Annotated in this window: 22 protein-coding genes and 1 tRNA gene; 15 read left to right on the top strand and 8 right to left on the bottom strand. The window is 66.5% G+C overall.

Annotation, left to right across the window (positions count from 1 at the left end; all coding sequences use genetic code 11):
* The first annotated feature begins 58 nt into the window (after window positions 1–58).
* Window positions 59–1,318: an amidohydrolase family protein gene (locus AUL30_RS05975; RefSeq protein WP_062226955.1), complete on the top strand. Its 1,260-nt coding sequence runs from the start codon at window positions 59–61 to the stop codon at window positions 1,316–1,318.
* Here the strand turns inward: AUL30_RS05975 and AUL30_RS05970 are convergent.
* Entirely contained in the window at window positions 1,315–2,397 is a 1,083-nt protein-coding gene (locus tag AUL30_RS05970; RefSeq protein WP_244490721.1) for a M42 family metallopeptidase, read from the bottom strand. The genes AUL30_RS05975 and AUL30_RS05970 overlap by 4 nt on opposite strands.
* 214 nt (window positions 2,398–2,611) lie before the next feature.
* Here AUL30_RS05970 and AUL30_RS05965 point away from each other — a divergent pair, with 214 nt between their 5' ends.
* Entirely contained in the window at window positions 2,612–3,442 is an 831-nt protein-coding gene (locus AUL30_RS05965; protein WP_062226953.1) for a transglutaminase-like domain-containing protein, read from the top strand.
* A gap of 25 nt (window positions 3,443–3,467) precedes the next feature.
* On the opposite strand, the gene AUL30_RS05960 is transcribed toward AUL30_RS05965, so the two are convergent.
* Together AUL30_RS05960 and AUL30_RS05955 are read right to left on the bottom strand one after the other, a co-directional pair.
* A complete protein-coding gene (locus AUL30_RS05960) occupies window positions 3,468–4,874 on the bottom strand; it encodes an SNF2-related protein (RefSeq protein WP_062226952.1) in 1,407 nt (468 codons plus the stop codon).
* A gap of 18 nt (window positions 4,875–4,892) precedes the next feature.
* Window positions 4,893–4,982, bottom strand: a tRNA-Ser gene (locus AUL30_RS05955).
* 277 nt (window positions 4,983–5,259) lie between these two features.
* On the opposite strand from AUL30_RS05955, the gene rplU reads away from it, so the two are divergent.
* From rplU to AUL30_RS05890, 13 genes are all read left to right on the top strand, one after another.
* Window positions 5,260–5,736 (top strand): 50S ribosomal protein L21, encoded by a 477-nt coding sequence (gene rplU / locus AUL30_RS05950; RefSeq protein ID WP_062226951.1) that lies wholly within the window; start codon window positions 5,260–5,262, stop codon window positions 5,734–5,736.
* 144 nt (window positions 5,737–5,880) lie between these two features.
* Window positions 5,881–6,150 carry a 50S ribosomal protein L27 gene (gene rpmA, locus AUL30_RS05945; RefSeq protein WP_062226950.1) on the top strand — a complete coding sequence of 90 codons (270 nt, stop codon included), beginning with the start codon at window positions 5,881–5,883 and terminating at the stop codon, window positions 6,148–6,150.
* Between the two features lie 127 nt (window positions 6,151–6,277).
* Entirely contained in the window at window positions 6,278–6,886 is a 609-nt protein-coding gene (locus AUL30_RS05940; RefSeq protein WP_062226949.1) for a GNAT family N-acetyltransferase, read from the top strand.
* 125 nt (window positions 6,887–7,011) lie between these two features.
* Window positions 7,012–8,082, top strand: coding sequence for a GTPase ObgE (gene obgE / locus AUL30_RS05935; protein WP_062226948.1), 1,071 nt, complete (start codon window positions 7,012–7,014; stop codon window positions 8,080–8,082).
* Window positions 8,079–9,257 carry a glutamate 5-kinase gene (gene proB / locus AUL30_RS05930; protein ID WP_062226947.1) on the top strand — a complete coding sequence of 393 codons (1,179 nt, stop codon included), beginning with the start codon at window positions 8,079–8,081 and terminating at the stop codon, window positions 9,255–9,257. The genes obgE and proB overlap by 4 nt, the downstream gene beginning before the upstream one ends.
* Window positions 9,250–10,551, top strand: a complete 1,302-nt coding sequence (locus AUL30_RS05925; protein WP_062226946.1) for a glutamate-5-semialdehyde dehydrogenase — start codon at window positions 9,250–9,252, stop codon at window positions 10,549–10,551. The genes proB and AUL30_RS05925 overlap by 8 nt, the downstream gene beginning before the upstream one ends.
* 5 nt (window positions 10,552–10,556) lie before the next feature.
* A complete protein-coding gene (locus AUL30_RS05920; RefSeq protein ID WP_407638267.1) occupies window positions 10,557–11,189 on the top strand; it encodes a nicotinate-nucleotide adenylyltransferase in 633 nt (210 codons plus the stop codon).
* A gap of 22 nt (window positions 11,190–11,211) precedes the next feature.
* The gene (gene rsfS / locus AUL30_RS05915; RefSeq protein ID WP_083507702.1) at window positions 11,212–11,676 is read left to right on the top strand and encodes a ribosome silencing factor; all 465 of its coding nucleotides are present in this window, start codon (window positions 11,212–11,214) and stop codon (window positions 11,674–11,676) included.
* Window positions 11,677–11,686: 10 nt separating this feature from the next.
* The gene (gene rlmH / locus AUL30_RS05910) at window positions 11,687–12,169 is read left to right on the top strand and encodes a 23S rRNA (pseudouridine(1915)-N(3))-methyltransferase RlmH (RefSeq protein ID WP_062226945.1); all 483 of its coding nucleotides are present in this window, start codon (window positions 11,687–11,689) and stop codon (window positions 12,167–12,169) included.
* Window positions 12,170–12,310: 141 nt separating this feature from the next.
* Window positions 12,311–13,669: a murein hydrolase activator EnvC family protein gene (locus AUL30_RS05905; protein WP_083507701.1), complete on the top strand. Its 1,359-nt coding sequence runs from the start codon at window positions 12,311–12,313 to the stop codon at window positions 13,667–13,669.
* Window positions 13,659–15,005 carry a S41 family peptidase gene (locus AUL30_RS05900; RefSeq protein ID WP_062226943.1) on the top strand — a complete coding sequence of 449 codons (1,347 nt, stop codon included), beginning with the start codon at window positions 13,659–13,661 and terminating at the stop codon, window positions 15,003–15,005. Before AUL30_RS05905 ends, AUL30_RS05900 begins: the two co-directional genes overlap by 11 nt.
* An 83-nt stretch (window positions 15,006–15,088) precedes the next feature.
* The gene (locus AUL30_RS05895; protein WP_062226942.1) at window positions 15,089–15,607 is read left to right on the top strand and encodes an RNA pyrophosphohydrolase; all 519 of its coding nucleotides are present in this window, start codon (window positions 15,089–15,091) and stop codon (window positions 15,605–15,607) included.
* A 12-nt stretch (window positions 15,608–15,619) separates the two neighbouring features.
* The gene (locus AUL30_RS05890) at window positions 15,620–16,069 is read left to right on the top strand and encodes a GNAT family N-acetyltransferase (protein ID WP_062226941.1); all 450 of its coding nucleotides are present in this window, start codon (window positions 15,620–15,622) and stop codon (window positions 16,067–16,069) included.
* 1,129 nt (window positions 16,070–17,198) lie between these two features.
* Here the strand turns inward: AUL30_RS05890 and AUL30_RS05885 are convergent.
* From AUL30_RS05885 to AUL30_RS05865, 5 genes are all read right to left on the bottom strand, one after another.
* Window positions 17,199–17,603, bottom strand: a complete 405-nt coding sequence (locus AUL30_RS05885; RefSeq protein ID WP_062226940.1) for a F0F1 ATP synthase subunit epsilon — start codon at window positions 17,601–17,603, stop codon at window positions 17,199–17,201.
* Between the two features lie 118 nt (window positions 17,604–17,721).
* Window positions 17,722–19,176 carry a F0F1 ATP synthase subunit beta gene (gene atpD / locus AUL30_RS05880; RefSeq protein ID WP_062226939.1) on the bottom strand — a complete coding sequence of 485 codons (1,455 nt, stop codon included), beginning with the start codon at window positions 19,174–19,176 and terminating at the stop codon, window positions 17,722–17,724.
* 104 nt (window positions 19,177–19,280) lie between these two features.
* Window positions 19,281–20,171 carry a F0F1 ATP synthase subunit gamma gene (locus tag AUL30_RS05875; RefSeq protein WP_062226938.1) on the bottom strand — a complete coding sequence of 297 codons (891 nt, stop codon included), beginning with the start codon at window positions 20,169–20,171 and terminating at the stop codon, window positions 19,281–19,283.
* A gap of 38 nt (window positions 20,172–20,209) precedes the next feature.
* The gene (gene atpA / locus AUL30_RS05870; protein WP_062226937.1) at window positions 20,210–21,739 is read right to left on the bottom strand and encodes a F0F1 ATP synthase subunit alpha; all 1,530 of its coding nucleotides are present in this window, start codon (window positions 21,737–21,739) and stop codon (window positions 20,210–20,212) included.
* A complete protein-coding gene (locus AUL30_RS05865; protein ID WP_062226936.1) occupies window positions 21,739–22,299 on the bottom strand; it encodes a F0F1 ATP synthase subunit delta in 561 nt (186 codons plus the stop codon). Before AUL30_RS05865 ends, atpA begins: the two co-directional genes overlap by 1 nt.
* Between the last annotated feature and the right edge of the window lie 9 nt (window positions 22,300–22,308).

Genomic DNA, 22,308 nt, shown 5'->3' with positions numbered 1-22,308 from the left:
ATAGCAATGGAATGCAGTTACTGTATGCACTCTCTTACCACAAGTGCGGGACAGGGCGATGGTGCAGCACGATCTCATAGTGCGGGGTGCGACTCTGCCGGGTCGGACGCGACGGTACGACATTGCCGTCACGGCGGGACGGATCGCCAGCATAACGCCGCATGTGACACAGCCCGGCATCGCCGCCGACCGATGCGTGGAAGAGGCGGAGGGGCGTCTCGTCATGCCCGGTTTCGTCGACAGCCACGTTCATCTCGACAAATCCTGCCTGATGGGCTGCGCCTGTGGCGGGGTGGGCGGGCTGAAGGGCGCCATTGCGGCCGTCTCGGCGGCCAAGCGGGGCTTTACGTCAGAAGATGTCTATGCCCGGGGTGCACGCACGCTGGAAAAGGCGATCCTGAAGGGCACCACCCATATGCGCACCCATGTCGAGGTGGATCCGCGCGTCGGGCTTGTCTCTTTCGAGGCCATGCTGGAGCTCAAGCGCCGATATGCCTTCGCGATCGATCTGTCCGTCTGCGTCTTCCCGCAGGAGGGGCTGACCAACGATCCAGGAACGGAGGCGCTGCTTTTGCGCGCGCTCGATGCCGGCGCCGACCTCCTCGGTGGCTGCCCCTATACGGACACCGACCCGCAGGCCCAGATCGAGCGCCTCTTCGCCATCGCGGTCGAGCGCGACCTCGACCTCGATCTCCATCTCGACTTCGACCTCGACCCTCACGGCGCACTGCTCTTCGACATCTGCCGCCAGGCCACGCGTCACGCTTGGCAAGGGCGCGTCGCGATCGGCCACGTCACCAAGCTCTCGGCCATGGACGAGGATGGCTTCCTGCGCGCGGCCACGGCGCTGGCCGATGCCGGCGTCGCCGTCACCGCCCTTCCGGCGACTGACCTCTACCTCACCGGTCGCGACCGGCGCGCCGACATTCCCCGCGGCATTGCGCCGGTGCATCGGCTCTTTGCGGAGCACGGCGTCCTGGCGTCCCTCGCCACGAACAACGTCCTGAACCCCTTCACGCCCTTCGGCGACGGCTCGCTTTTGCGCATGGCCCAGCTCTACGCCAACGCCATGCATGTGAGGCCGGAGGGATTCGAGCTTTGCCTCGATCTCGTCACGCGCCTCCCCGCCCGGCTGATGCGGCTCGAAACCTATGGCCTCGAGGTCGGCGCGGCGGCCGACTTCGTCATCCTCGATGCGCCGGACGCGATCAGTGCGCTCGCCGAACTCCCCACCGTGGTCGCCGCCTACAAGCGCGGAAGACGCACCTTCCGATGCGACCCCGCAAGGCTGGACGCGCCGCCCGAAGAAGGTCTCTAGAGCGGCGTGAAGTCGGTATCCGGGCGCACCTTGCGACAATACTGCGCCATCAGGCGCGCGCAGTTCGCGACATCGTCCAGGCTGACGACCTCGCAGGGCGTGTGCATGTAGCGCAAGGGCACGCCCAGGAGCCCTGTCGCCATGCCGGAGCGGTTGATCTGCATGGCGCCGGCATCTGTCGGCGTCACAGAAGGCGCTCCGATCACCTGCGTGGCGATCCCGATCTCTTTGGCCGCGTCCTGCAACAGACGGAACACGACCGGGTTGACGTTGGCGCCCCGGGTGACGCTCGGCCCCTTGCCGAGATCGAGCTGTCCATAGCGTGCCTTGCTGACGCCCGGGTAATCGACCGAGTGGCTCATATCGACGGCAAGCCCCGTTTGCGCACCGATCTCGTAGGCGGCGGTCCTGGCGCCGCGCGAGCCGATCTCTTCCTGAACGGTCGCCACCGCGTAGACGCCGACATCGGGGTGCAGCCCGCCCTCCTCCTTCAGGAGGCGCAGCGCTTCGGCAACGATGAAGCAGCCGGCCTTGTTGTCGAAGCCGCGTGCGCTGGCCCGACCGCCGAGCAGGGACTGGAACTCATACTGGTAGGTCGCGATATCGCCGACCTCCACGACCGCCTCGGCCTCGGCGCGTGAGGAAGCGCCGATGTCGATCCAGAGGTCGTACATTTCCGGCTTCTTCTTGCGCTCCTCGGGATCGATGAGGTGAATCGCCTTGCGCCCGATGACGCCGGCGATGCGCTCCGCGCCATGCACCCAGACGAGCTGGCCGACCGGCACCACACTGTCGTGCCCGCCGATGGGACTGAAGTAGAGAAGGCCCTCGTCGCTGATGTGGTGAACCATGAAGCCGATTTCGTCGAGATGTCCGGCCAGCATGATGCGCATCGTGGCATCGGGGTTCAGGACGGCGGTGACGTTGCCGCTCACATCTGTCGTCACCCGATCGGCGAACGGCCCGGCATAGGCCCGGTAGACTGAGGCCGCCGGCTGTTCGTAGCCGCTCGGCGAATGGGCTTTGACGAGGTCTTGCAGGAATCTAAGAGACTCGGAGCGCATAGGAACGACTTTCATGGCTCGCCTGTCGGGAGCCTTCAGGCTCGCGGATCGCCACCTGGCTCACAAGAACAGAGCATAGAGGAATTCGATCCACCCACGATGGGCGAAAGCTCGAATTTATTGCACTGCGGCAGTTGGCCCGTATCGGACGGCCCCGGCCTTTGATACCTAGCGAAGGACCCGTAAGCCCGGCTTCTGTTCGGGACTGGTGAGAACAGGACCCTCCTCCGTGCGTTTGTCCGTCGAAGCAAACCTTCAATACTGGATCCCCGAATCCGCTGACATCCTCCTGGCGATCGAAGCCGCACCGACGAAGGAGCAGCGGCTTCTTGACGATCGGCTGACCGTCAACACGCAGGAAGCGATGCGCACCATCCCCGGAGATGACGGGATCGGCCGTCGGACCTGGGTCCGGGCGAGCGGCGCGTTCCATGCGCATTATCGGGGCACCTTCGTCGTCGAACGCAGGAACGAGTCGCTTCTGGGAGTTCCGATCACCCCGCGCAGCGAGCTTCCCGCAGACGTCATCCCCTATCTCTGGCCCAGCCGCTTCTGTCAGTCGGACCTCTTCACCTCCTTCGTCGAACGGGAGTTCGGCGGCCTCGAGGGCGGCGCCCTGGTCGAGGCGATGGCGACATGGATCCACGAGCATGTCGACTATCGGATCGGCTCCAGCACCGAGAAGACGAGTGCCGTCGACACCTTCGTCGCCCGCAGGGGCGTCTGCCGCGACTACGCCCATGTCATGGCCGCGCTTGCCCGCGCCGCTGGCATCCCCGCCCGCCTCGTCTCCGCCTATGCCTGGCAGCTGAACCCGCCGGACTTCCACGCCGTCGTCGACGTGTGGCTGGACGGCCGATGGCGCCTGGTGGACGCCAGCGGGCTGGCGCCGACCGAAGGCCTGGTCCGGATCGCCGTCGGCCGCGATGCGACAGACATCTCCTTCATGACCATCTTCGGGCACGGCCAGTTCCAGAGCCAGGATGTGAGCGTGACGCGCCTCGAGGATGTGGACGAACCGGCGGGGGAAGCGCCGGGGCTGACGCAGGGCGCGCTATAGTCCTTGGATCGGCACTGCCTGTTCCTCAGGCGGCGAACTGGAGCTCTTGGGCGATCGCGTCGAGCAGCGCCGTATCATCCCCCGCCATTCCGTCCATCGACGCCATCCGGGCGATGACGATTGCGGCGATGCGTTCCTCGACCGTTCCTTCGGCGAAGGTGTAGTAGATCACGGCGCGCTGCCCGTCGCGGTGACAGCGCCCCTCGATCTGCTGCAACTGGATCGCGCTGTGGCGCATGTCGTGCACGACGAGGGAGCGCTCCCGGTCGCCGCCATCCATCTCCCCGCAGTGCAGGGAGATCGATTCCGTCACCGTGAAGATGACGGCATCGAGCCGCCCCGTCTGGAACGCGATACGCGTGTCTTCATTGGCATCGCCGGCATTGTTTCCGTTGATTTCACCGACGCTCCACCCCCGCCCGCGAAGGCTGTCGGCCAGGATCGCGCTGGTCTCGAGGAAGGCGACGGAGATCGCCACCTGCTGGCCGACCTCCAGAAGATCACAGACGAAATCGGCGGTGCCCTTTACGCGGATCAGGCTGGCCTTCTGCCGAAAGCGCAGGTCCGCCGCCCAGCCCGTCGGCCTGCGGGTCGACCCGCCGGCAAGGCCCAGCTCGCGCCGGAACTCGCGCCATGTGGAATCGTAGAGCCGTCTGGCCTCGGCATCCAGGGCCACAGGCGCCAGTTCCCGCTGCACTTCCGGCCAGCCGGCGATCTGTTCGGGCCGCCGGCGCAGGCCGATCGCATTCTCTCCGCGATACAGGAGCCCGGACATAACGTCCCGATCGACTTCGTTCGGCTCCCAGCTCCAGTTCTTCCACCGTCCGCGGGGCCGGCCGATCTTCAGGCGCTTCATCAGCGCGCGGAACTCGGCCATGTCGCCGGTGCGCCCTCCGGTCGCAAAGGCGAGAAGCCTGCCGAGATAGGACAACTCGTGCGGAGATTGCCCGGCCGTGGCGCTCATATAGATCGTGAAGTCGGACGCGGCGGCCAGATGCCGGCACACGAGCCCCTGCTGCGATGACGGGTTGCGGATGCGGTGGCTCTCGTCGATCACCACCAGCGGCCAGCTCCGCTTCAAGGTCCCGAGCTTGGCGAGCTCGTTGTTCTTCGCTCTGGTCGAGCGCTTCGTGCTGGTGCCCGGGGGCGCCATCAGGGACTTCGTCTTCTCGAAGTTCGTGATGGTGATGGCCTTGCCCGTGGCCGGCGAGCCGGCGATCGTGCGTTGCCACTGTGGGATCGCGCCCTTCGGGCAGATGACCAGCACCTCCGGGTCCTGCATCGCGCTGATAGCGCTCCACGCCGACAGCGTCTTTCCCAACCCCGTCAGATCCCCCAGCAGAAAACCGGGCCGCCCGCTCACTCTGGCTGCAAGGATGGAATCGCGCGCCTCGATCTGATGGGGGCGTGGGGTAAACTGCTGTTCAGCCATTGGGAATATGGGTCGATATGGCGGAGAGGGAGGGATTTGAACCCCCGATGCCCTTGCAGGCATGCCGCATTTCGAGTGCGGTGCATTCAACCACTCTGCCACCTCTCCGGCCGCCGGTGAAACCGGACTTAACGTGGTTGCGGCCTTGCGGCGCGAGGGGTCCATATCAAAGCTTTGGGGCACGGCACAAGGGGCAAAATGGTCGGGCGGTGGAAGAGGGTGCCGCGTGGGTGCGGTGCGATTGACGCGCGCGGGGGGAATGCGGTATGCAACGCGCGGTCTCGCGGCCTGCCCGAAAGGGCTGGACGACGGAGCCTCGCTTAAGAACCACAAGAAGACGACCCGGCCCCTTGCCGAGAGTCGATCCCGTAAAGGTTGAATTGATATGTTCGCAGTGATCAAGACGGGCGGCAAGCAGTATCGCGTTGCAGCCAACGACGAATTCGAGATCGAGCGCGTGGCCGGCAATGCCGGTGACAGCGTGTCCTTCTCCGAGGTCCTGATGGTCGGCACCTCCATCGGCGCGCCCTTCGTGGCCGGCGCCAGCGTGGTGGCGGAGATCGTCGAGCAGACCCGCGGTGCGAAGGTTATCTCCTTCAAGAAGCGCCGCCGCCAGAATTCGAAGCGCAAGCGCGGCCATCGCCAGGAGCTGACGCTGATCCGCATCAACGAGATCCTGACGGACGGCAAGGCGCCGGCCAAGAAGGAACAGGCTGCCGCCACGGCGACCGACACCGCCGCAGAGGCTGAGAAGCCGAAGCGCGCAACCAAGCCGAAGGCCGAGGCGGGCACGGATGCCGAGGCCGCGCCGAAGAAGCCGCGCGCGACCAAGAAAAAGGACGCCGAGGGCGACGAGGCCTGATAAAGGCTGGCAGAGACGCCCGGGGCTGTCGCAGGCAGACCCGGACGACCGGCCCTATGGGCCACCAACGGAATTCAATGGCAGGATCGTGCGGCCCCTTACGGGATCCGGTCCTTGCAGAGAGACAGATCAGGAGACTGAGCAATGGCACATAAAAAGGCAGGCGGTTCTTCCCGCAACGGTCGCGACTCCGAGTCCAAACGCCTCGGCGTCAAGAAATTCGGTGGCGAGCGCGTGGTGGCTGGCAACATCCTCGTACGTCAGCGCGGCACGCGCTGGCATCCGGGCACCAATGTCGGCATCGGCCGCGACCATACCCTCTTCGCCACCGCCGATGGCGTCGTGAACTTCACGACCAAGGCCCAAGGTCGCACCTACATTTCCATTATGCCGAACGCCGAAGCCGCCGAGTGACGCTGGCTTCCAAGCGCCGGCGTCCCTTCGACCCGGCGCTTTGACCGAACAGGTTCGGGTAAGGCGAATGAGACGGGGAGATGGGGCGCCATCTCCCCGTTTCCTTTGGTCGAAAAAGAGAACCCCGATGCCTACGGATGATTTATGGGTCGAGGAAGAGCTCAGTCCGATACGCACGCGCCGGTTGATCCTGCGCGAAGTCGCGATGGAGGATGCGCCCGTCATCGCCCGGCTTGCGAATGACCGGCACATTGCGGAAATGACCGCGCGTATCCCCTACCCTTACGGGCTGGCGGACGCGCAGAACTTCCTGGAGACGAGCCGCCACGAGCTGATCTTCGGCATGATCCGCGAGGCGGACGGCGCTTTCATTGGCCTCATCTCGCTGCGCGAGAAGAACGACAGCGACGCGCTCGAACTCGGCTACTGGGTGGGACGCGCCTACTGGAACCAGGGTTACGCCACGGAGGCGGCCCACAGCGTGATCGACTACGCCTTCGGGGAGTTGGCGGCCGAGGCGCTGGAAGTGCGGTGCCGCGTCATCAACGGCGCCTCCCGCCGGGTCATTCACAAGTGCGGTTTCCACTACCAGGGCGTGGGCATGGATATTTCCAGCCTGGCCGGCCGCGTTTCCAGCGAAAGCTACAGGATGGACCGGCGCTGCTGGCTGTCGCTCAAGTCCTGGGCCATGGATACGACCAAGGTCCCGGCCGGGGAGTTGGATCGCGCGGTCTGATGGTAAACGCCCCGCCGATGGCGGCGGGGCGTGCAAAGACAGGGTCGTCTGCGCTATGGAGAAGGCGCAGCGCCGGGCCGGCACGACCGGCCGGCGACAGAAAAGATAAAGGCACGCTTGATCCGATGAAATTTCTCGACAGGGCCAAGGTCTATGTTCGCTCGGGCGATGGCGGCGCCGGCTCGGTGTCGTTTCGCCGTGAGAAGTTCATCGAGTTCGGTGGACCGGACGGCGGCGATGGCGGCCGCGGCGGCGACGTCTTCGTGGAGGCCGTATCGGGCCTCAACACGCTGATCGACTATCGCTACCAGCAGCATTTCCGGGCCAAGACCGGCATGCACGGCATGGGCCGCAACCGCACCGGCGGCAAGGGCGCGGACGTGACGCTGAAGGTCCCCGTCGGCACGCAGGTCTTCGCCGAGGATGGCGAGACGCTGATCTGCGACCTGACGCAGGTCGGCGAGGTCTACCGGATCGCGGCCGGTGGCAATGGCGGCTTCGGCAATGCGCAGTTCAAATCCTCGGTCAATCAGGCGCCGCGCCGCGCCAATCCCGGCCTGCCGGGCGAGGAGCTGACGCTCTGGCTGCAGCTGAAGCTGATTGCCGATGCGGGACTGGTCGGCCTGCCCAATGCCGGAAAGTCCACCTTCCTCGCCTCCGTCACGGCGGCGCGGCCGAAGATTGCCGATTATCCCTTCACGACGCTGCATCCCAATCTGGGCGTGGCGACCGTCGACAGCGTCGAGTTCATCATCGCCGACATTCCGGGCCTGATCGAAGGCGCGCATGAAGGTGTCGGCATCGGCGACCGCTTCCTCGGCCATGTTGAGCGCACGCGCGTGCTCCTGCATCTCGTCTCCGGCACCGAGGAGGATGTCGCCCATGCCTATCGCACGGTGCGGCGCGAGCTGGAACTCTACGAAGGCGGCCTGACCGACAAGCCCGAAATCGTCGCTTTGTCGCAGATCGACGCGCTTTCGCTCGAAGCGCGGGCCGAGAAGCTGGCCGCGCTGGAGGCCGAGGTCGGCCACCGGGTCCTGGCCCTTTCGGCGGTCAGCCGCGAGGGACTGCCGGAGGCGCTGCGCCTGCTGCGCCGCCAGATCGACCGCTTCGCCGATGAGGACGGCGCCGAACAGGCGCGGGAAGACCGTTCCCGCTTCGGCCATGACATGAGCGAGGAGGATTGGCGCAGATGACCGCGCAGACGCTTGCGCCCTATCGACGCATTGTCGTCAAGATCGGCTCCGCGCTGCTTGTGGATCGCGAGACCGGCTTGCGCCGCGCCTGGCTGGAATCGCTCGCGGCGGATGTCGCGCGCCTGGCCAAGGCTGGGCACGAGATCATGCTCGTATCGTCCGGCGCGATCGCGCTGGGCCGCAGCGTCCTGAAACTGCAGCCCAAGCCCCTGCGCCTCGATGAAAGCCAGGCGGCCGCGGCCGTCGGCCAGATCGTTCTGGCGCGCGTCTATTCCGAAGTGCTCGGCGTGCATGGGCTGGAGGCCGGACAGATCCTCCTGACGCTCGGCGATACGGAGGAGCGGCGCCGCTATCTGAATGCGCGGGCCACCATCGGAACGCTCCTCTCCTTCGGCGCCATCCCCGTGATCAACGAGAACGACACGGTGGCGACGGCCGAGATCCGCTACGGCGACAATGACCGGCTCGCCGCGCGCGTCGCCACGATGATGTCGGCCGATCTGTTGATCCTTCTGTCCGACATTGACGGGCTCTACACGGCCCCGCCCGCCCACAACCCCGATGCGGTGCATATTGCGCATGTGGCGGCCATCACGCCGCAGATCGAGGCCATGGCCGGGGCGGCCGCCTCGCATCTGTCACGCGGGGGGATGAAGACCAAGATCGATGCCGGCAAGATCGCGACGGGCGCGGGCGCCGCGATGATCGTGACCGCCGGCAACCGGATGAGCCCGCTGGCCGCCATCGAGGCCGGCGAACGCGCGACCTTTTTCGCCCCGGCGGGCAGCGCTGTCAATTCGCGCAAGCGCTGGATCGCCGGGCATCTGAACACGCTCGGCCGCCTGACCGTCGATGCCGGGGCGGTGGATGCCCTGTCGCGCGGGCGCAGCCTCCTGCCCGCCGGCGTGCGGGCCGTGCATGGCAGTTTCGCGCGCGGCGATACGATCTGCGTGGAGGACGAGAGCGGCCGCGAGATCGCACGCGGGCTCGTGGCCTATGACGCCGCCGATGCCCGGGCGATTGCCGGGTGCCGCAGCAGCGACGTGGAACGGATCCTGGGCTATGCGCCCCGGGCCGCGATGATCCATCGCGACGATCTGGTCCTGAGCCCGGCGCGCCGTGCCGAAGGCCTGGCGGCGGACCTGGCGCAGGATTGGGAGAGCGACCATGCGTGACGATACGGCCCTGGCAAAGGATGCAGGCGGCGGAGAGGACATGGCGCAAGCCATGCTTGCGCTCGGGCGGCGTGCACGCTCCGCGGCACGCGCGCTCGCCACGGCCGATTCCGCCGCCAAGCACCGCGCGCTGATGGGCATGGCGGCCGCGCTGCGCGCGCAGACGGACGCAATCCTGGCGGCCAATGCCGGGGATATGGAGGCCGCGCGACAGGCCGGGCTCGGCGCCGCGCTTCTGGACCGGCTCGCCCTCGATGCCGGGCGGGTGGAGGCCATGGCCCGCGGTGTCGAGGCCATTGCGCAACTGCCCGACCCGGTCGGCGCCGTGATGGACGCATGGACCCGCCCCAACGGCCTGCGCATCGAGCGCGTGCGCACACCGCTCGGCGTCATCGGCGTCATCTATGAGAGCCGGCCCAACGTCACGGCCGATGCCGGCGCCCTGTGCCTTGCCGCCGGCAATGCCGTCATTCTGCGTGGCGGCTCGGACAGTGCGGCATCCTCCCGCGCCATTCACGCGGCGTTGCAGGCGGGGATCACCGCGGCCGGACTGCCGCAGGACGCCATCCTCCTGGTGCCGACGCGCGACCGCGCGGCCGTCGGGGAAATGCTGAAGGGCCTGGGGCAGACGATCGACGTCATCGTGCCGCGCGGCGGGCGCAGCCTGGTCGAGCGCGTCCAGGCGGAGGCCCGCGTACCGGTCTTTGCCCATCTGGAAGGCCTGTGCCACCTTTATATCGATGGGCAGGCGGATCTGGACATGGCGCGCGAGATCGCCGTCAACGCCAAGATGCGCAGGACCGGCATTTGCGGCGCGGCCGAGACGCTTCTGGTGGACCGCGCCGTGGCGTCGACGCATCTGGCGCCCATCCTGGCGGCGCTGGCGGCGGCGGGCTGCGAGATTCGCGGCACCGCGGAGGTCTGCGCGGCCTGGCCTTCGGCCCATCCCGCGACCGACGAGGATTTTTCCACCGAGTATCTCGACGCGATCATCTCCGTGGCGCTGGTCGACGGGGTGGAGGGCGCGATCGAGCATATCGGCACGCATTCGTCCCACCATACGGAAGCCGTCGTCACGCAGGACCCCGCGGTCGCGCGCCGCTTCTTCGATGCCATCGATTCGGCCATCCTCCTGCACAATGCCTCCACGCAGTTCGCCGATGGCGGTGAGTTCGGCATGGGCGCGGAGATCGGTATTGCCACGGGCAAGATGCATGCACGCGGACCCGTCGGCGTGGAGCAGCTGACGAGCTTCCAGTACCATGTCCACGGCACCGGCCAGACGCGGCCGTGAACGCGATGCTGCAGGCGCTGGAGGCCGAGCCGGACCCGGCCCGGCTGCGCATGCCCCCGGCCACGGCCGGGCTGAAGGTCGGCCTGTTCGGGGGATCGTTCAATCCACCGCATCGCGGCCATCTGCTCGTTGCGCAGACGGCGCTGAAGCGACTCGGGCTCGACCGTCTGTGGTGGATGGTCACGCCCGGCAATCCCCTGAAGGATCACGGCGCGCTGCGCCCGCTTGCCGAGCGCCTGGACCAGTCGCTTGCCCTGGCCCGTGACCCGCGCATCGACGTGACGGCCTTCGAAGCCGCGGCGGCGATCCGCTACTCGGCGGACACGGTCCGGCTGGCGCGGCAGCGGCGGCCGGGCGTGCGCTTCGTCTGGATCATGGGCGCCGACAGCCTGGCGAATTTCCATCGCTGGCAGGACTGGCGCGGCATTGCCGGCGCGATGCCGCTGGCCGTCATCGACCGGCCTGGCTCCACGCTGGCGCTCCTGTCCTCTCCCATGGCGCGCGCCTTCGAGCGCGCCCGTGTTCCCGAACATCTGGCGGCTGCCCTGCCGCTGATGGACCCACCGGCCTGGGTGTTCCTGCACGGACCCCGATCCATCCTGTCGTCCACGGCCATCCGGTCGCGGACGAAGACTTGAAGCACGCAGAACTGGACATGATATGTTAGATGGAACACAATCCATCCATCCTCTGACGACAGAAGGAAGCAACAAACTGACCCCCGCGCCTGAAACGAAGAACGTCCGCGACGTTGCTTCCGAAGCGCCGTCCGACGACGCATCCGTCGACAGGACCGCTATCGATCTCGTTCTTGCCAGCCTCGATGATTCCAAGGCGGAAGAGATCGTCTCGATCGACCTCAAGGGCAAGTCCGCTCTGGCCGATCATATGGTGATCGCCTCCGGCCGGTCCCACCGCCATGTCAGCGCCGTGGCGGACCATCTCCTGCGCGACCTGAAGGAGCAGGGCTTCGGCCCGGCCAAGGTCGAGGGCCTGACCAATGGCGACTGGGTGCTGATCGACACCGGCGACATCATCATCCACATCTTCCGGCCGGAAGTGCGCTCCTTCTACAACATCGAAAAGATGTGGTCCGCATCGGACCAGGATCCCAAGCTGCACTGATCCGTCCGGCATGCGCATCACCATCGCCGCGATCGGGCGCATGAAGGCCGGCCCCGAACAGGAGCTGGCCGCGCGTTACATCGACCGGTTCCGCAAGTCGGGCGGCAGTCTCGGGCTGGATTATGCCGGGCTGGTCGAGCTGCCGGAATCGCGCCTGGCGCAGGACACGGCCCGCAAGGCGGACGAGGCCGAGCGGCTGATCGCCGCAGTTCCGGACAAGGCGCGGCTGATGCTTTTGGACGAAACCGGGCAGGTGGTCGGCTCGGAAGACTTCGCCGCGCGGCTCGGCGCCCTGCGGGACGAACCGGTGCGCGACCTTGCCATTCTGATCGGTGGCCCTGACGGGCTCCTGCCCGAGTTGCGGAGCCGCGCGGATGCGGTCATCGCGCTCGGCCGGATGACCTGGCCGCATCAACTGGCGCGCATTCTGCTGGCGGAACAACTCTACCGCGCGTCGACCATCTTATCAGGACATCCCTACCACCGCCGGTAGAGATGCATCGTCGCTTTCGCCGGGACTGTTGCCGACGGCACATGGATTCTTTACCGCCCCGCCCCTAGACTGCCGGTCGATCCGGAAGATGGGCGTCGGAGGCCAGCCATTCACACCGCGTTGCGACATGACGGGCCTTGCATGACACCGACCGGCGCAGGCCGGCGACTGGCCATGCGCATGCCTGGCCACTGCGCGCGGTTCCTCCTGGCGGCACTCGTTGCGCTTGCGCTCCCCTGTATGCTGCCGGCCGCGGCGCAGGAGCAGGTGGCCGCCATTGCCCCGGATGCGCCGGATGCGGGGGTCGAGAAGCCACGGCAGGTCGGGCAGGAGCTCAGCGCCATCGAGCAGCAATTGCGTGTGACGGAAGAACAGCGCGCCGCCATCGAGGCGGAGGCCGAGCGCACGGCCGCGGATCGGGCCGCCCTCTCCCAGCGGCTCGTCGAAAGCGCCCGCGCCAGCAATGAGATGACGCAGGAGATGGCCGCGCTCGAACAGCGCCTGAACGCCATGGCCATCCGCGAGGCGGCCTTGAAGACCGCACTCACCGCCCGCAACCGCGACATGTCGGATCTTCTGGCGGCGATGCAGCGGCTCGGCCGCTCGCCGCCGCCGGCCCTGCTCGTCCAGCCGCGCGATGCGGTGGGGGCCTTGCGCAGCGCCATGATGCTGGGCACGGCCGTGCCGCAACTGCGGAGCGAGGCCGAAGCACTCGATCGTGAACTATCGGAACTGGCCGAGCTGTCCAGCGCCATCGATACGGCCAAGCGCGCCTATGCCGACCGGCTCGACCGCCGCCGTCAGGAGGATCTGCGGCTGGAAGCGCTGATCCGCCGGCGGCAGATGGCGGAGGATCTGGCCCGCCAGGAGGCCGCCGCGCTGGTGGCCCGGCAGGCCGACCTGGCGCGCCGGGCCGAGAGCCTCGGCGCGCTGATTGCCGCGCTCGACGCCCAGCCGCCCGTAGCCGCGCAGGCGAGCGATCCGCAGGCAGCAAGCTATGATGTCGCAGGCCTGCGGCAAGGCATGGCGAAAATCGCGGCGAGCGCCGCATTTTCGACATTGAAGGGGGTACTGAATCCTCCGGTGGCCGGGCTGGTCGCGGCGCGCTTCGGGCAGGCCGACGCGGCGGGCCGGGCGGCCATCGGCATGACCTTCTCGGCCGAGCCGGGCGAACGGGTCGACGCGCCGGCGGATGCCGAGGTACTGTATTCGGGACCGTTCCGGTCCTATGGACAACTCTTGATCCTGAATGCCGGCGATGGCTATCATATCGTGCTGGCTGGGATGGCGGAAATCGACGTGCGTGTCGGACAGCTCGTCCTTGCCGGCGAACCGGTCGCCCGTATGGGGGCGCGGCGGCTGGCCAGTGCGGACGCCACGACGCAGATGCCGGACAACGGACAGGCGCTCTATGTCGAATTTCGCAAGGACGGACAACCGGTCGACCCAGCACCCTGGTGGGCGGAGCGGCCATCTGGAAGGACGAGGAATGACACGTAAGCTCTCCATACTCTTCGCGGGAGCGCTGATGGGCGCGACGGCGATGACCGTCTTCGTCGGACCCCCTTCCGGCGTCGCCAATGCATCCGGGTCCGATACCTACCGGCAGCTCGCCATTTTCGGCGATGTGTTCGAACGCGTCCGCTCGCAATATGTCGAGCAGCCCGACGATCAGAAGTTGATCGAGACCGCGATCAACGGAATGCTGACCTCGCTCGATCCGCATTCGAGCTACATGAATCCCGAGCAGACGGCCGACATGCGCACCGAAACGCGCGGCCAGTTCGGCGGCCTCGGCATCGAGGTCACGATGGAGAACGAGCTGGTCAAGGTCATCTCGCCCTTCGAGGGCACGCCTGCCGACAAGGCCGGCGTCCTGGCGAACGACCTGATCGCCGAAATCAACGGCGAGCAGGTGCGCGGGCTGACCCTGTCCGAAGCGGTCGACAGGATGAAGGGCGATATCGGCACCGCGGTGGACCTGACCATCATCCGCGAGGGTGCCGCACAGCCGATCCGGCTCAGCATCACACGTGACGAAATCAAGGTCCCCTCCGTCCGCCACACGGTGGAAAACGATGTCGGCTACATCAAGCTGCTGCGCTTCAACGAGCAGACGACCGTTGGGATGGAAGAGGCGATCGCCGACATCAAGGAGAAGATCCCGGAAGGCGATCTCAAGGGCTATGTCCTGGACCTGCGCCGCAACCCGGGCGGGCTCCTGGACGAGGCCGTCAGCGTGTCCGACGCCTTCCTGGAAAAGGGCGAGATCGTCTCGACCCGCGGCCGCAATGCCGAGGAAACCCGCCGTTACAATGCCCGCATCGGCGACGACATCGACGGCAAGCCGCTTGTCGTCCTGGTGAATGGCGGTTCGGCTTCGGCGTCGGAAATCGTCGCCGGCGCCTTGCAGGACCAGGGGCGCGCCACGGTGGTGGGCACGCGTTCCTTCGGCAAGGGCTCGGTGCAGACCATCATCCCGCTCGGCGCCAACGGGTCCCTCCGCCTGACGACGGCGCTCTACTACACGCCGTCCGGAGCCTCGATCCAGGGCCGCGGCATCCGGCCCGATATCGTGGTCGACCAGCCGCTGCCGGAGGAAATCCGCGCGCAGATGGGCCTGTCGGAGGATGATGAGCTGGCACGTGGCGAATCCTCGCTGCGTGGCCACATCCAGGGCGCGGAAGAGGATGACGAAGGCTCCGGCTCGCTCGACTACGTCCCGCCGGAACAGGCTGACGACCTGCAGCTTCAATATGCGCTGGAGCTCCTGCGCGGCACCAAGACCCACGCGGCCTTCCCCCCCAAGCAGGAGGCTGCCTCGGTCGCCAACTGACCGCCCGGCACGCCCCCCGCACACGACATCGGCCCCGGAGACGTCTCCGGGGCTTTTTTATCGCCAAGGACCGGAGCTGAACCATGGCTGCAATCGACCCCGCCACCCTGCCCTACCGCCCCTGTGTCGGGATCATGGTTCTGAACGAACAGGGCCTCGTCTGGGTCGGGCGGCGCATTGCCGAGCCGAATGGTGAACTCGATGGCGAGGAACGCCTGTGGCAGATGCCGCAGGGCGGGATCGACCCGGGGGAGGACCCGGACGCAGCCGCCCTTCGGGAACTCTACGAGGAAACGGGAATGCGCAGCGTAAGCCGCCTGGCCGAAGCGCCGGAATGGATCAATTACGACCTGCCGGCCCATCTCGTCGGGATTGCGCTGCGCGGCCGGTTTCGGGGCCAGACCCAGAAATGGTACGCCTTCCGCTTCGAGGGCGCGGAGTCCGAAATCCAGATCAACCCGCCGCCGGGCGGCCATACGGCCGAGTTCGCCGAATGGGGCTGGAAGCCGATGGACGAGATCGTCGAACTCATCGTCCCCTTCAAGCGGGGCGTCTACGAAAAGGTCGTCGCGGCATTCCGGCATCTGGCGCCGGCCGCATAAGGTCGGGTCGGCATGGGCCAAACGCAGTCCGCTCTTATCATCGGCGTGGCGACCGCGGCAGACGTTCCGGCCATGTTCGACATCCGCACGCGCGTGCGCGAAAACGCGCTGACGCGCGCGCAACTGGCGGAACTCGGCATAACAGAGCCTGGCATCACAGATGCCGTCCAGGCCGATGACTGCGCCTTCGTGGCGCGGATGGATGGCCGTGTCGTCGGTTTTGCCATGATCGACGCCGAGGCGGCATCCCTCTTTGCGCTCTTTATCGATCCCGCGCGGGAGCGCATGGGCATCGGCCGCCGGCTGCTGGCGGCCGCGGAAGAGGCGCTCTTTGCCCGTGCTGACCGCATCCAGCTCGACACGCAGCCCGGCACTCGCGCCGATGGCTTCTATCGCCGCTGCGGCTGGCAGGTGGAGGCCGTGATCGATGGTGGCGACATCCGCATGACCAAGCACCGTTAGGCGCGCTGGCCTTTCCTCGACGCCTGGTGTCGGCGCGGGCTCGGCAAGGGAAGCAGGAAGAGATGGCGCCGCTTGATCGCGGCGTCTGACGGCCGGGCGCTGACAACCCCTTGGTCAGCCGTGGCTCTGGGTCCCGCGCTGCGGCGCGCCTTGGCACGATACTCCTGAACGCCGGGGCAGGTGGAAGACGGTGTATGCCGGCTCTTTTGCTGGTGCCATGCTGGCTTTTGGGAAGACATGTTCAGGGGCTCACGAAGGACAGGGACAATCAAGAGTAGATGACGATGCTGCCGTGATTTGCGTCTCATCATCGCAGCCGGGCAAAGCGGTGACGCCACTCGAGCACTTGTCCGTCTCGAGCCACGGCAAGGTGCAGCCGTTTGGTCAGTCGATACCACCGCAAGGCCATCCGCCTCCCCGGCTTCGCTTACATCCGCGCCGCCACGGTCTGAACGCCTTCAGCATCGATCGGACCTGAAGCAGGTGAATGGACTGATCTATGGATCCGGACGTCCTCCCGGTCATCTTCCGGACTGATCGGTCATAGAGATTGCGACTTTTCGCCGATGCGCGTCCCGCGCACACGCCTTACAGCAGGCTATGCCCGCCTATGCGGCGTGCATGGCAGAGTGATCTACCTTCCGCCCTATGGCCGCAAGCGCGCACGGAACCCAGGGCTTACGGCGGTTGCCCCTGTGAAAATGACATCATCGGGTTGCAGCGCAGGCGAGTTCCTGCGAATCCCCTCGCGCATGGCGTCTTGAGACGGCGGTGGCGCACTCCATGCAAACCGCGCACGGATTGCTGGCCGGGCATCGGCTTGCTGCCCATACAGTCATCGCGGTTGTGGCTCGGCGCGGAACCACGATCGACAGCGGGTCGGGCTTGGACATCCAAGCTCTGATAATGTCCCTGCACCATCAGCGGAAGAGTGGCGCGCAACCGCCTGTGCCATGCTTCATAGCAGGCTGATCAAGTCGGCTGCCCTTACGGGGCATATCCGCGGCCGGCGGCGCGCCCCGACAGGTCCGGCTTCGTCATGCACCGCGGCAATGATGCGGTTGCAAACGAAAAAGGCCTCCCCGGATCGGAGAGGCCTTTTGGGTTCGTCCCGGAGCTGGAAAGCGGGTCAGGCGGCCAGAGCGGCCCGGGCGTTCTGCAGATCGGCCAAACGATGCTCGGCCCTCGATCGAAGGTCGGCGTCCTTGGCGTCGGCAACGTCTTCCTGCGCGTCGCGGATCTGGCGATCGAGGTCGTCCGCCGACATTTCCTCCACGGCGATGGCGTGTTCCGCCAGCAGCGTGAAACCATCGGGGTTGATGTCCGCAAAGCCGCCCTGGATGAAGATCCGGCGCGGTGCGCCCCCCGCCAGCGTGACATGCACGACGCCCGGCTTCAGCGTGGCCATGAGCGGCGCGTGGTGGGCCATGACGGTGAAGTAGCCTTCGGTGCCCGGCGCGATGACGGCGGTCACCTGCTCGGAAAGCAGCAGCCGCTCGGGAGAAACGAGTTCGAACTTGAAGCTGTCAGCCACGGGTCGCCTGCCTCGATATCGCGCTGCCCTTCGGGCGCGCCCTTAAAGATGCGGGACGAGGCCCCCGGGAAAGCGGCCTCGTCGGTTCGGGGTCCCGGCTCAAGGGGCCGGGTGTGCCTCAGGCCGCTTCGGCGGCGAGGCGCTGGGCCTTCTCGATCGCCATGTCGATGGAGCCGACCATGTAGAAGGCGGCTTCCGGCAGGTGATCATACTCACCTTCGACCAGGCCCTTGAAGGAGCGGATCGTGTCTTCCAGCGGAACCAGCTGGCCCGGCGAGCCGGTGAAGACCTCGGCGACGAAGAAGGGCTGCGACAGGAAGCGCTCGATCTTGCGGGCGCGTGCCACCGTCAGCTTGTCGTCTTCCGACAGCTCGTCCATGCCCAGGATCGCGATGATGTCCTGCAGCGACTTGTACTTCTGCAGGATGGACTGGACACGCCGCGCCACGCCGTAATGCTCTTCACCGATGATCATCGGCGACAGCATGCGCGAGGTGGAGTCCAGCGGATCCACGGCCGGGTAGATGCCCTTTTCCGAAATGGCGCGGTTGAGAACCGTCGTCGCGTCGAGGTGGGCGAAGGACGTGGCCGGGGCCGGGTCGGTCAGATCGTCGGCGGGCACGTAGATGGCCTGCACGGAGGTGATCGAACCCTTGGTCGTCGTCGTGATGCGCTCCTGCATGGAGCCCATATCGGTCGCCAGCGTCGGCTGGTAGCCCACGGCCGAAGGGATACGGCCGAGAAGCGCCGACACTTCCGAGCCGGCCTGCGTGAAGCGGAAGATGTTGTCCACGAAGAACAGGACGTCCTGGCCCTGGTCGCGGAAATGCTCGGCGATGGTGAGGCCGGTCAGGGCGACGCGGGCGCGCGCACCGGGAGGCTCGTTCATCTGGCCGTAAACCAGCGCGGCCTTGGAGCCGGCGGTCGAACCACCATTCTCGTGCGGGTCCTTGTTCACGCCCGACTCGATCATCTCGTGGTAGAGATCGTTGCCTTCGCGCGTGCGCTCACCGACACCGGCGAAGACGGAGTAACCGCCATGCGCCTTGGCGACGTTGTTGATCAGTTCCTGGATCAGAACCGTCTTGCCGACGCCGGCGCCGCCGAACAGGCCGATCTTGCCGCCGCGCGCATAGGGCGCCAGCAGATCGATGACCTTGATGCCCGTGACGAGGATCTGGCTTTCGGGCGACTGCTCGATATAGGGCGGAGCGTCCTGGTGGATCGAGCGCTTGGAGGCGGTCCGGATCGGCCCGACCTCGTCGATCGGCTCGCCGATCACGTTCATGATGCGGCCCAGCGTCTCGTCGCCGACCGGCACCTCGATGGGGCCGCCCGTGTCACGCACCGGCTGGCCGCGGACGAGACCTTCGGTCAGGTCCATGGCGATGGTGCGGACGGTGTTCTCGCCCAGATGCTGCGCCACTTCGAGAACGAGGCGGTTGCCGTTGTTCTCGGTTTCCAGCGCGTTCAGGATTGCCGGCAGATGCTCGTCGAACTCAACGTCGACGACGGCGCCGATGACCTGCGCGATCCGGCCGGTGGCCACGCCCCTGTCCAATGTGTCAGCCATCAAGGCCTCCTCTCAAACCAGCTTGAACCGCACGTCCGGCCTTGGCCTCCCGCGCGTCCTCGTATGTTGCATGGGCGGCCGCCCTGCGGCGGCCGGGATCCGATTTACAGCGCTTCGGCGCCGGCGATGATCTCGATCAGTTCGGTCGTGATCTGCGCCTGGCGCTGGCGGTTGTACGAAATCGAAAGCTTGTTGATCATGTCGCCGGCATTGCGCGTGGCGTTGTCCATGGCGCTCATCCGGGCGCCCTGCTCCGACGCGGCGTTTTCCAGAAGCGCCCGGAAGATCTGCACCTTCACGTTGCGCGGCAGGATATCCTCGAGGATGGCTTCCGGCTCCGGCTCGTACTCGTAGAGCGCGCCACCGGCCTTGGCATCCGCCGCACCCGCGCCGTCCACCGCCGGAACGCTGGCCGGGATGACCTGCTGCGCCGTCGGCTTCTGCGTGATGACGTTGACGAATTCCGAGAAGAAAATGGTGGCGACGTCGTAATCGCCCTTCTCGAAGCGCGCCAGAACGGTTTCGGCGACCTGCTCGGCATTGGCGAAGCCGACATTGCGCGAGTCCTGGAACTCGACACGCTCGACGATCCGGTTCGACAGATCGCGGCGGATCATGTCGTGGCCCTTCTTGCCGACCGTGACGATCTTCACCGTCTTGCCCGCAGCGTCGAGACGGCGGACATGCTCACGGAACAGGCGCACGATCTGCGCATTGAAACCGCCGCACAGACCGCGATCCGACGTGAAGAGCACGAGCAGATGCGTGTCGTCCTTGCCGGTCCCGGCCATCAGCGCCGGGGCCTCTCCGTCATCCATCGCGCCGGCGATGTTGCCGAGAACCGCCGCCATGCGCTCGGAATAGGGACGCGCCGCTTCCGCCGCGTCCTGCGCGCGGCGAAGCTTCGCCGCCGCGACCATCTGCATGGCCTTGGTGATCTTCTGCGTCGCCTTGACCGAGGCAATGCGGTTTCGCAGATCCTTGAGCGAAGCCATCTGTCTCTAGCGTCTCCGGTTCAGCCAGCGCGACAGGGTCACGCGAAGGACTTGGCGTACTGGTCGAGAGCCGCCTTGAGCTTGCTGCGCGTATCGTCCGACAGCGCCTTCTCGGTCGCGATCGTGTCGAGGATGCCCTTGTGCTCCGTGCGCAGCGAGGTCAGGAGACCCTGCTCGAAAGGACCGACATCCGACACTTTGAGCTTGTCGAGATAGCCCTGCGTTCCGGCGAAGATGACCGCAACCTGCTCTTCCGTCTTGAGCGGGGAGAATTGCGGCTGCTTCAGGAGCTCCGTCAGGCGCGCACCACGGTTCAGGAGGCGCTGCGTCGCGGCGTCGAGATCGGAGCCGAACTGCGCGAAGGCCGCCATTTCGCGGTACTGCGCGAGCTCGCCCTTGATGGAGCCGGCAACCTGCTTCATCGCCTTGATCTGCGCCGAGGAACCGACGCGCGACACGGACAGGCCGACGTTCACCGCAGGACGGATGCCCTGGTAGAAGAGGTTGGTTTCCAGGAAGATCTGACCATCGGTGATGGAGATCACGTTGGTCGGGATGTAGGCCGACACGTCGTTGGCCTGCGTCTCGATCACGGGCAGCGCCGTCAGCGAGCCGGCGCCCAGCGCGTCGTTGAGCTTGGCCGCACGCTCGAGAAGGCGGGAATGCAGGTAGAAGACGTCGCCGGGATAGGCTTCGCGGCCGGGCGGGCGACGCAGCAGCAGCGACATCTGGCGGTAGGAAACGGCCTGCTTGGACAGGTCGTCATAGCCGATCACGGCGTGCATGCCGTTGTCGCGGAAATACTCGCCGATCGCGCAGCCGGCAAAGGGCGCGATGTACTGGAGCGGGGCCGGGTCCGACGCGGTCGCGGCAACGACCACCGAATAGGCCATGGCGCCACGCTCTTCCAGCGTACGCACGAACTGCGCGACGGTGGAACGCTTCTGCCCGATGGCCACGTAGATGCAGTAGAGCTGATCGCTCGTACGGCCTTCGTCATGCGCGGGCTTCTGGTTCAGGAAGGTGTCCAGAAGGATGGCGGTCTTGCCGGTCTGGCGATCGCCGATGACGAGCTCGCGCTGGCCACGGCCGATCGGGATCAAGGCGTCGATGGCCTTGAGGCCCGTCGCCATGGGCTCGTGCACCGACTTGCGGGGGATGATGCCCGGCGCCTTCACGTCGACGCGGCGGCGCTCGGTGGCATCGATCGGGCCCTTGCCGTCGATCGGGTTGCCGAGGCCGTCGATGACGCGGCCGAGCAGGCCCTTGCCAACCGGCACGTCCACGATGGCGCCCGTACGCTTGACGGTGTCGCCTTCCTTGATCTCACGGTCGGAACCGAAGATCACGACGCCGACATTGTCGCTTTCGAGGTTGAGGGCCATGCCCCGGACGCCGCCCGGGAACTCGACCATCTCACCGGCCTGCACATTGTCGAGGCCGTAGACACGGGCGATACCGTCACCGACCGAGAGAACCTGGCCGACCTCGGAGACTTCGGCCTCGTTGCCGAAGTTCTTGATCTGGTTCTTGAGGATTGCGGAAATTTCCGCGGCGCGGATGTCCATCAGCCGACCTCTTTCAGCGCGAGCTTAAGCGAATTGAGTTTGGTGCGCAGCGACGTGTCGATCTGGCGCGATCCGATGCGGACCACCAGGCCGCCCAGAATGGCGGGGTCGACGTCTTCCTGCATGGAAACGGTCTTGCCGGAAAAGGCGGACAGGGCGGTTGAAAGCTCCTGGCGCTGTTCCGGCGTCAGCGCATGGGCGCTGGTCACGCGTGCCTCGACCTCGCCGCGCGCGGCGCGTGCGAGCTCGATGAAGGCGGTGATGATCTGCGGAAGGGCGAAGAGGCGGCGATTGGAGGCCACAACCTTCAGGAAGTTGCCGACCAGCGCCGAGGGACGGACCGCCGCGACGATGCCGGAGACGGCACGGACCTGATCTTCGGACGAGAAGGCCGGGCTTTCGACCAGGCGACGGAAATCCGCGCTGTCGTCGATGAGGGTCCGGAACTGCCGGAGCTCCGACTCCGTCGCCTCGATCGATCCCTCGTCCTGCGAGAGCTCGAACAGGGACTGGGCGTAGCGTTCTGCGACTCCGGATACCGGAGAGGATGATGTAGCCACGGACGACCG

Origin of the sequence: Aureimonas frigidaquae, from assembly GCF_001463905.1 — a bacterium.
GTDB classification, from domain to species: Bacteria; Pseudomonadota; Alphaproteobacteria; order Rhizobiales; family Rhizobiaceae; genus Aureimonas; species Aureimonas frigidaquae.
This window is presented reverse-complemented; position numbering and strand designations above follow the sequence as displayed.

Excerpts from the sequence above, each read along its gene's own strand:
- rlmH (WP_062226945.1), top strand. The coding sequence starts at position 11,687 with ATGCGCATCACCATCGCCGCGATCGGGCGCATGAAGGCCGGCCCCGAA.
- rplU (WP_062226951.1), top strand. The coding sequence starts at position 5,260 with ATGTTCGCAGTGATCAAGACGGGCGGCAAGCAGTATCGCGTTGCAGCC.
- AUL30_RS05895 (WP_062226942.1), top strand. The coding sequence starts at position 15,089 with ATGGCTGCAATCGACCCCGCCACCCTGCCCTACCGCCCCTGTGTCGGG.
- AUL30_RS05975 (WP_062226955.1), top strand. The coding sequence starts at position 59 with ATGGTGCAGCACGATCTCATAGTGCGGGGTGCGACTCTGCCGGGTCGG.
- atpA (WP_062226937.1), bottom strand. The coding sequence starts at position 21,739 with ATGGACATCCGCGCCGCGGAAATTTCCGCAATCCTCAAGAACCAGATC.
- AUL30_RS05900 (WP_062226943.1), top strand. The coding sequence starts at position 13,659 with ATGACACGTAAGCTCTCCATACTCTTCGCGGGAGCGCTGATGGGCGCG.
- atpD (WP_062226939.1), bottom strand. The coding sequence starts at position 19,176 with ATGGCTGACACATTGGACAGGGGCGTGGCCACCGGCCGGATCGCGCAG.
- AUL30_RS05875 (WP_062226938.1), bottom strand. The coding sequence starts at position 20,171 with ATGGCTTCGCTCAAGGATCTGCGAAACCGCATTGCCTCGGTCAAGGCG.
- AUL30_RS05925 (WP_062226946.1), top strand. The coding sequence starts at position 9,250 with ATGCGTGACGATACGGCCCTGGCAAAGGATGCAGGCGGCGGAGAGGAC.
- AUL30_RS05960 (WP_062226952.1), bottom strand. The coding sequence starts at position 4,874 with ATGGCTGAACAGCAGTTTACCCCACGCCCCCATCAGATCGAGGCGCGC.
- rpmA (WP_062226950.1), top strand. The coding sequence starts at position 5,881 with ATGGCACATAAAAAGGCAGGCGGTTCTTCCCGCAACGGTCGCGACTCC.
- obgE (WP_062226948.1), top strand. The coding sequence starts at position 7,012 with ATGAAATTTCTCGACAGGGCCAAGGTCTATGTTCGCTCGGGCGATGGC.
- AUL30_RS05890 (WP_062226941.1), top strand. The coding sequence starts at position 15,620 with ATGGGCCAAACGCAGTCCGCTCTTATCATCGGCGTGGCGACCGCGGCA.
- AUL30_RS05940 (WP_062226949.1), top strand. The coding sequence starts at position 6,278 with ATGCCTACGGATGATTTATGGGTCGAGGAAGAGCTCAGTCCGATACGC.
- AUL30_RS05970 (WP_244490721.1), bottom strand. The coding sequence starts at position 2,397 with ATGAAAGTCGTTCCTATGCGCTCCGAGTCTCTTAGATTCCTGCAAGAC.
- AUL30_RS05920 (WP_407638267.1), top strand. The coding sequence starts at position 10,557 with ATGCTGCAGGCGCTGGAGGCCGAGCCGGACCCGGCCCGGCTGCGCATG.
- proB (WP_062226947.1), top strand. The coding sequence starts at position 8,079 with ATGACCGCGCAGACGCTTGCGCCCTATCGACGCATTGTCGTCAAGATC.
- AUL30_RS05905 (WP_083507701.1), top strand. The coding sequence starts at position 12,311 with ATGACACCGACCGGCGCAGGCCGGCGACTGGCCATGCGCATGCCTGGC.
- rsfS (WP_083507702.1), top strand. The coding sequence starts at position 11,212 with ATGTTAGATGGAACACAATCCATCCATCCTCTGACGACAGAAGGAAGC.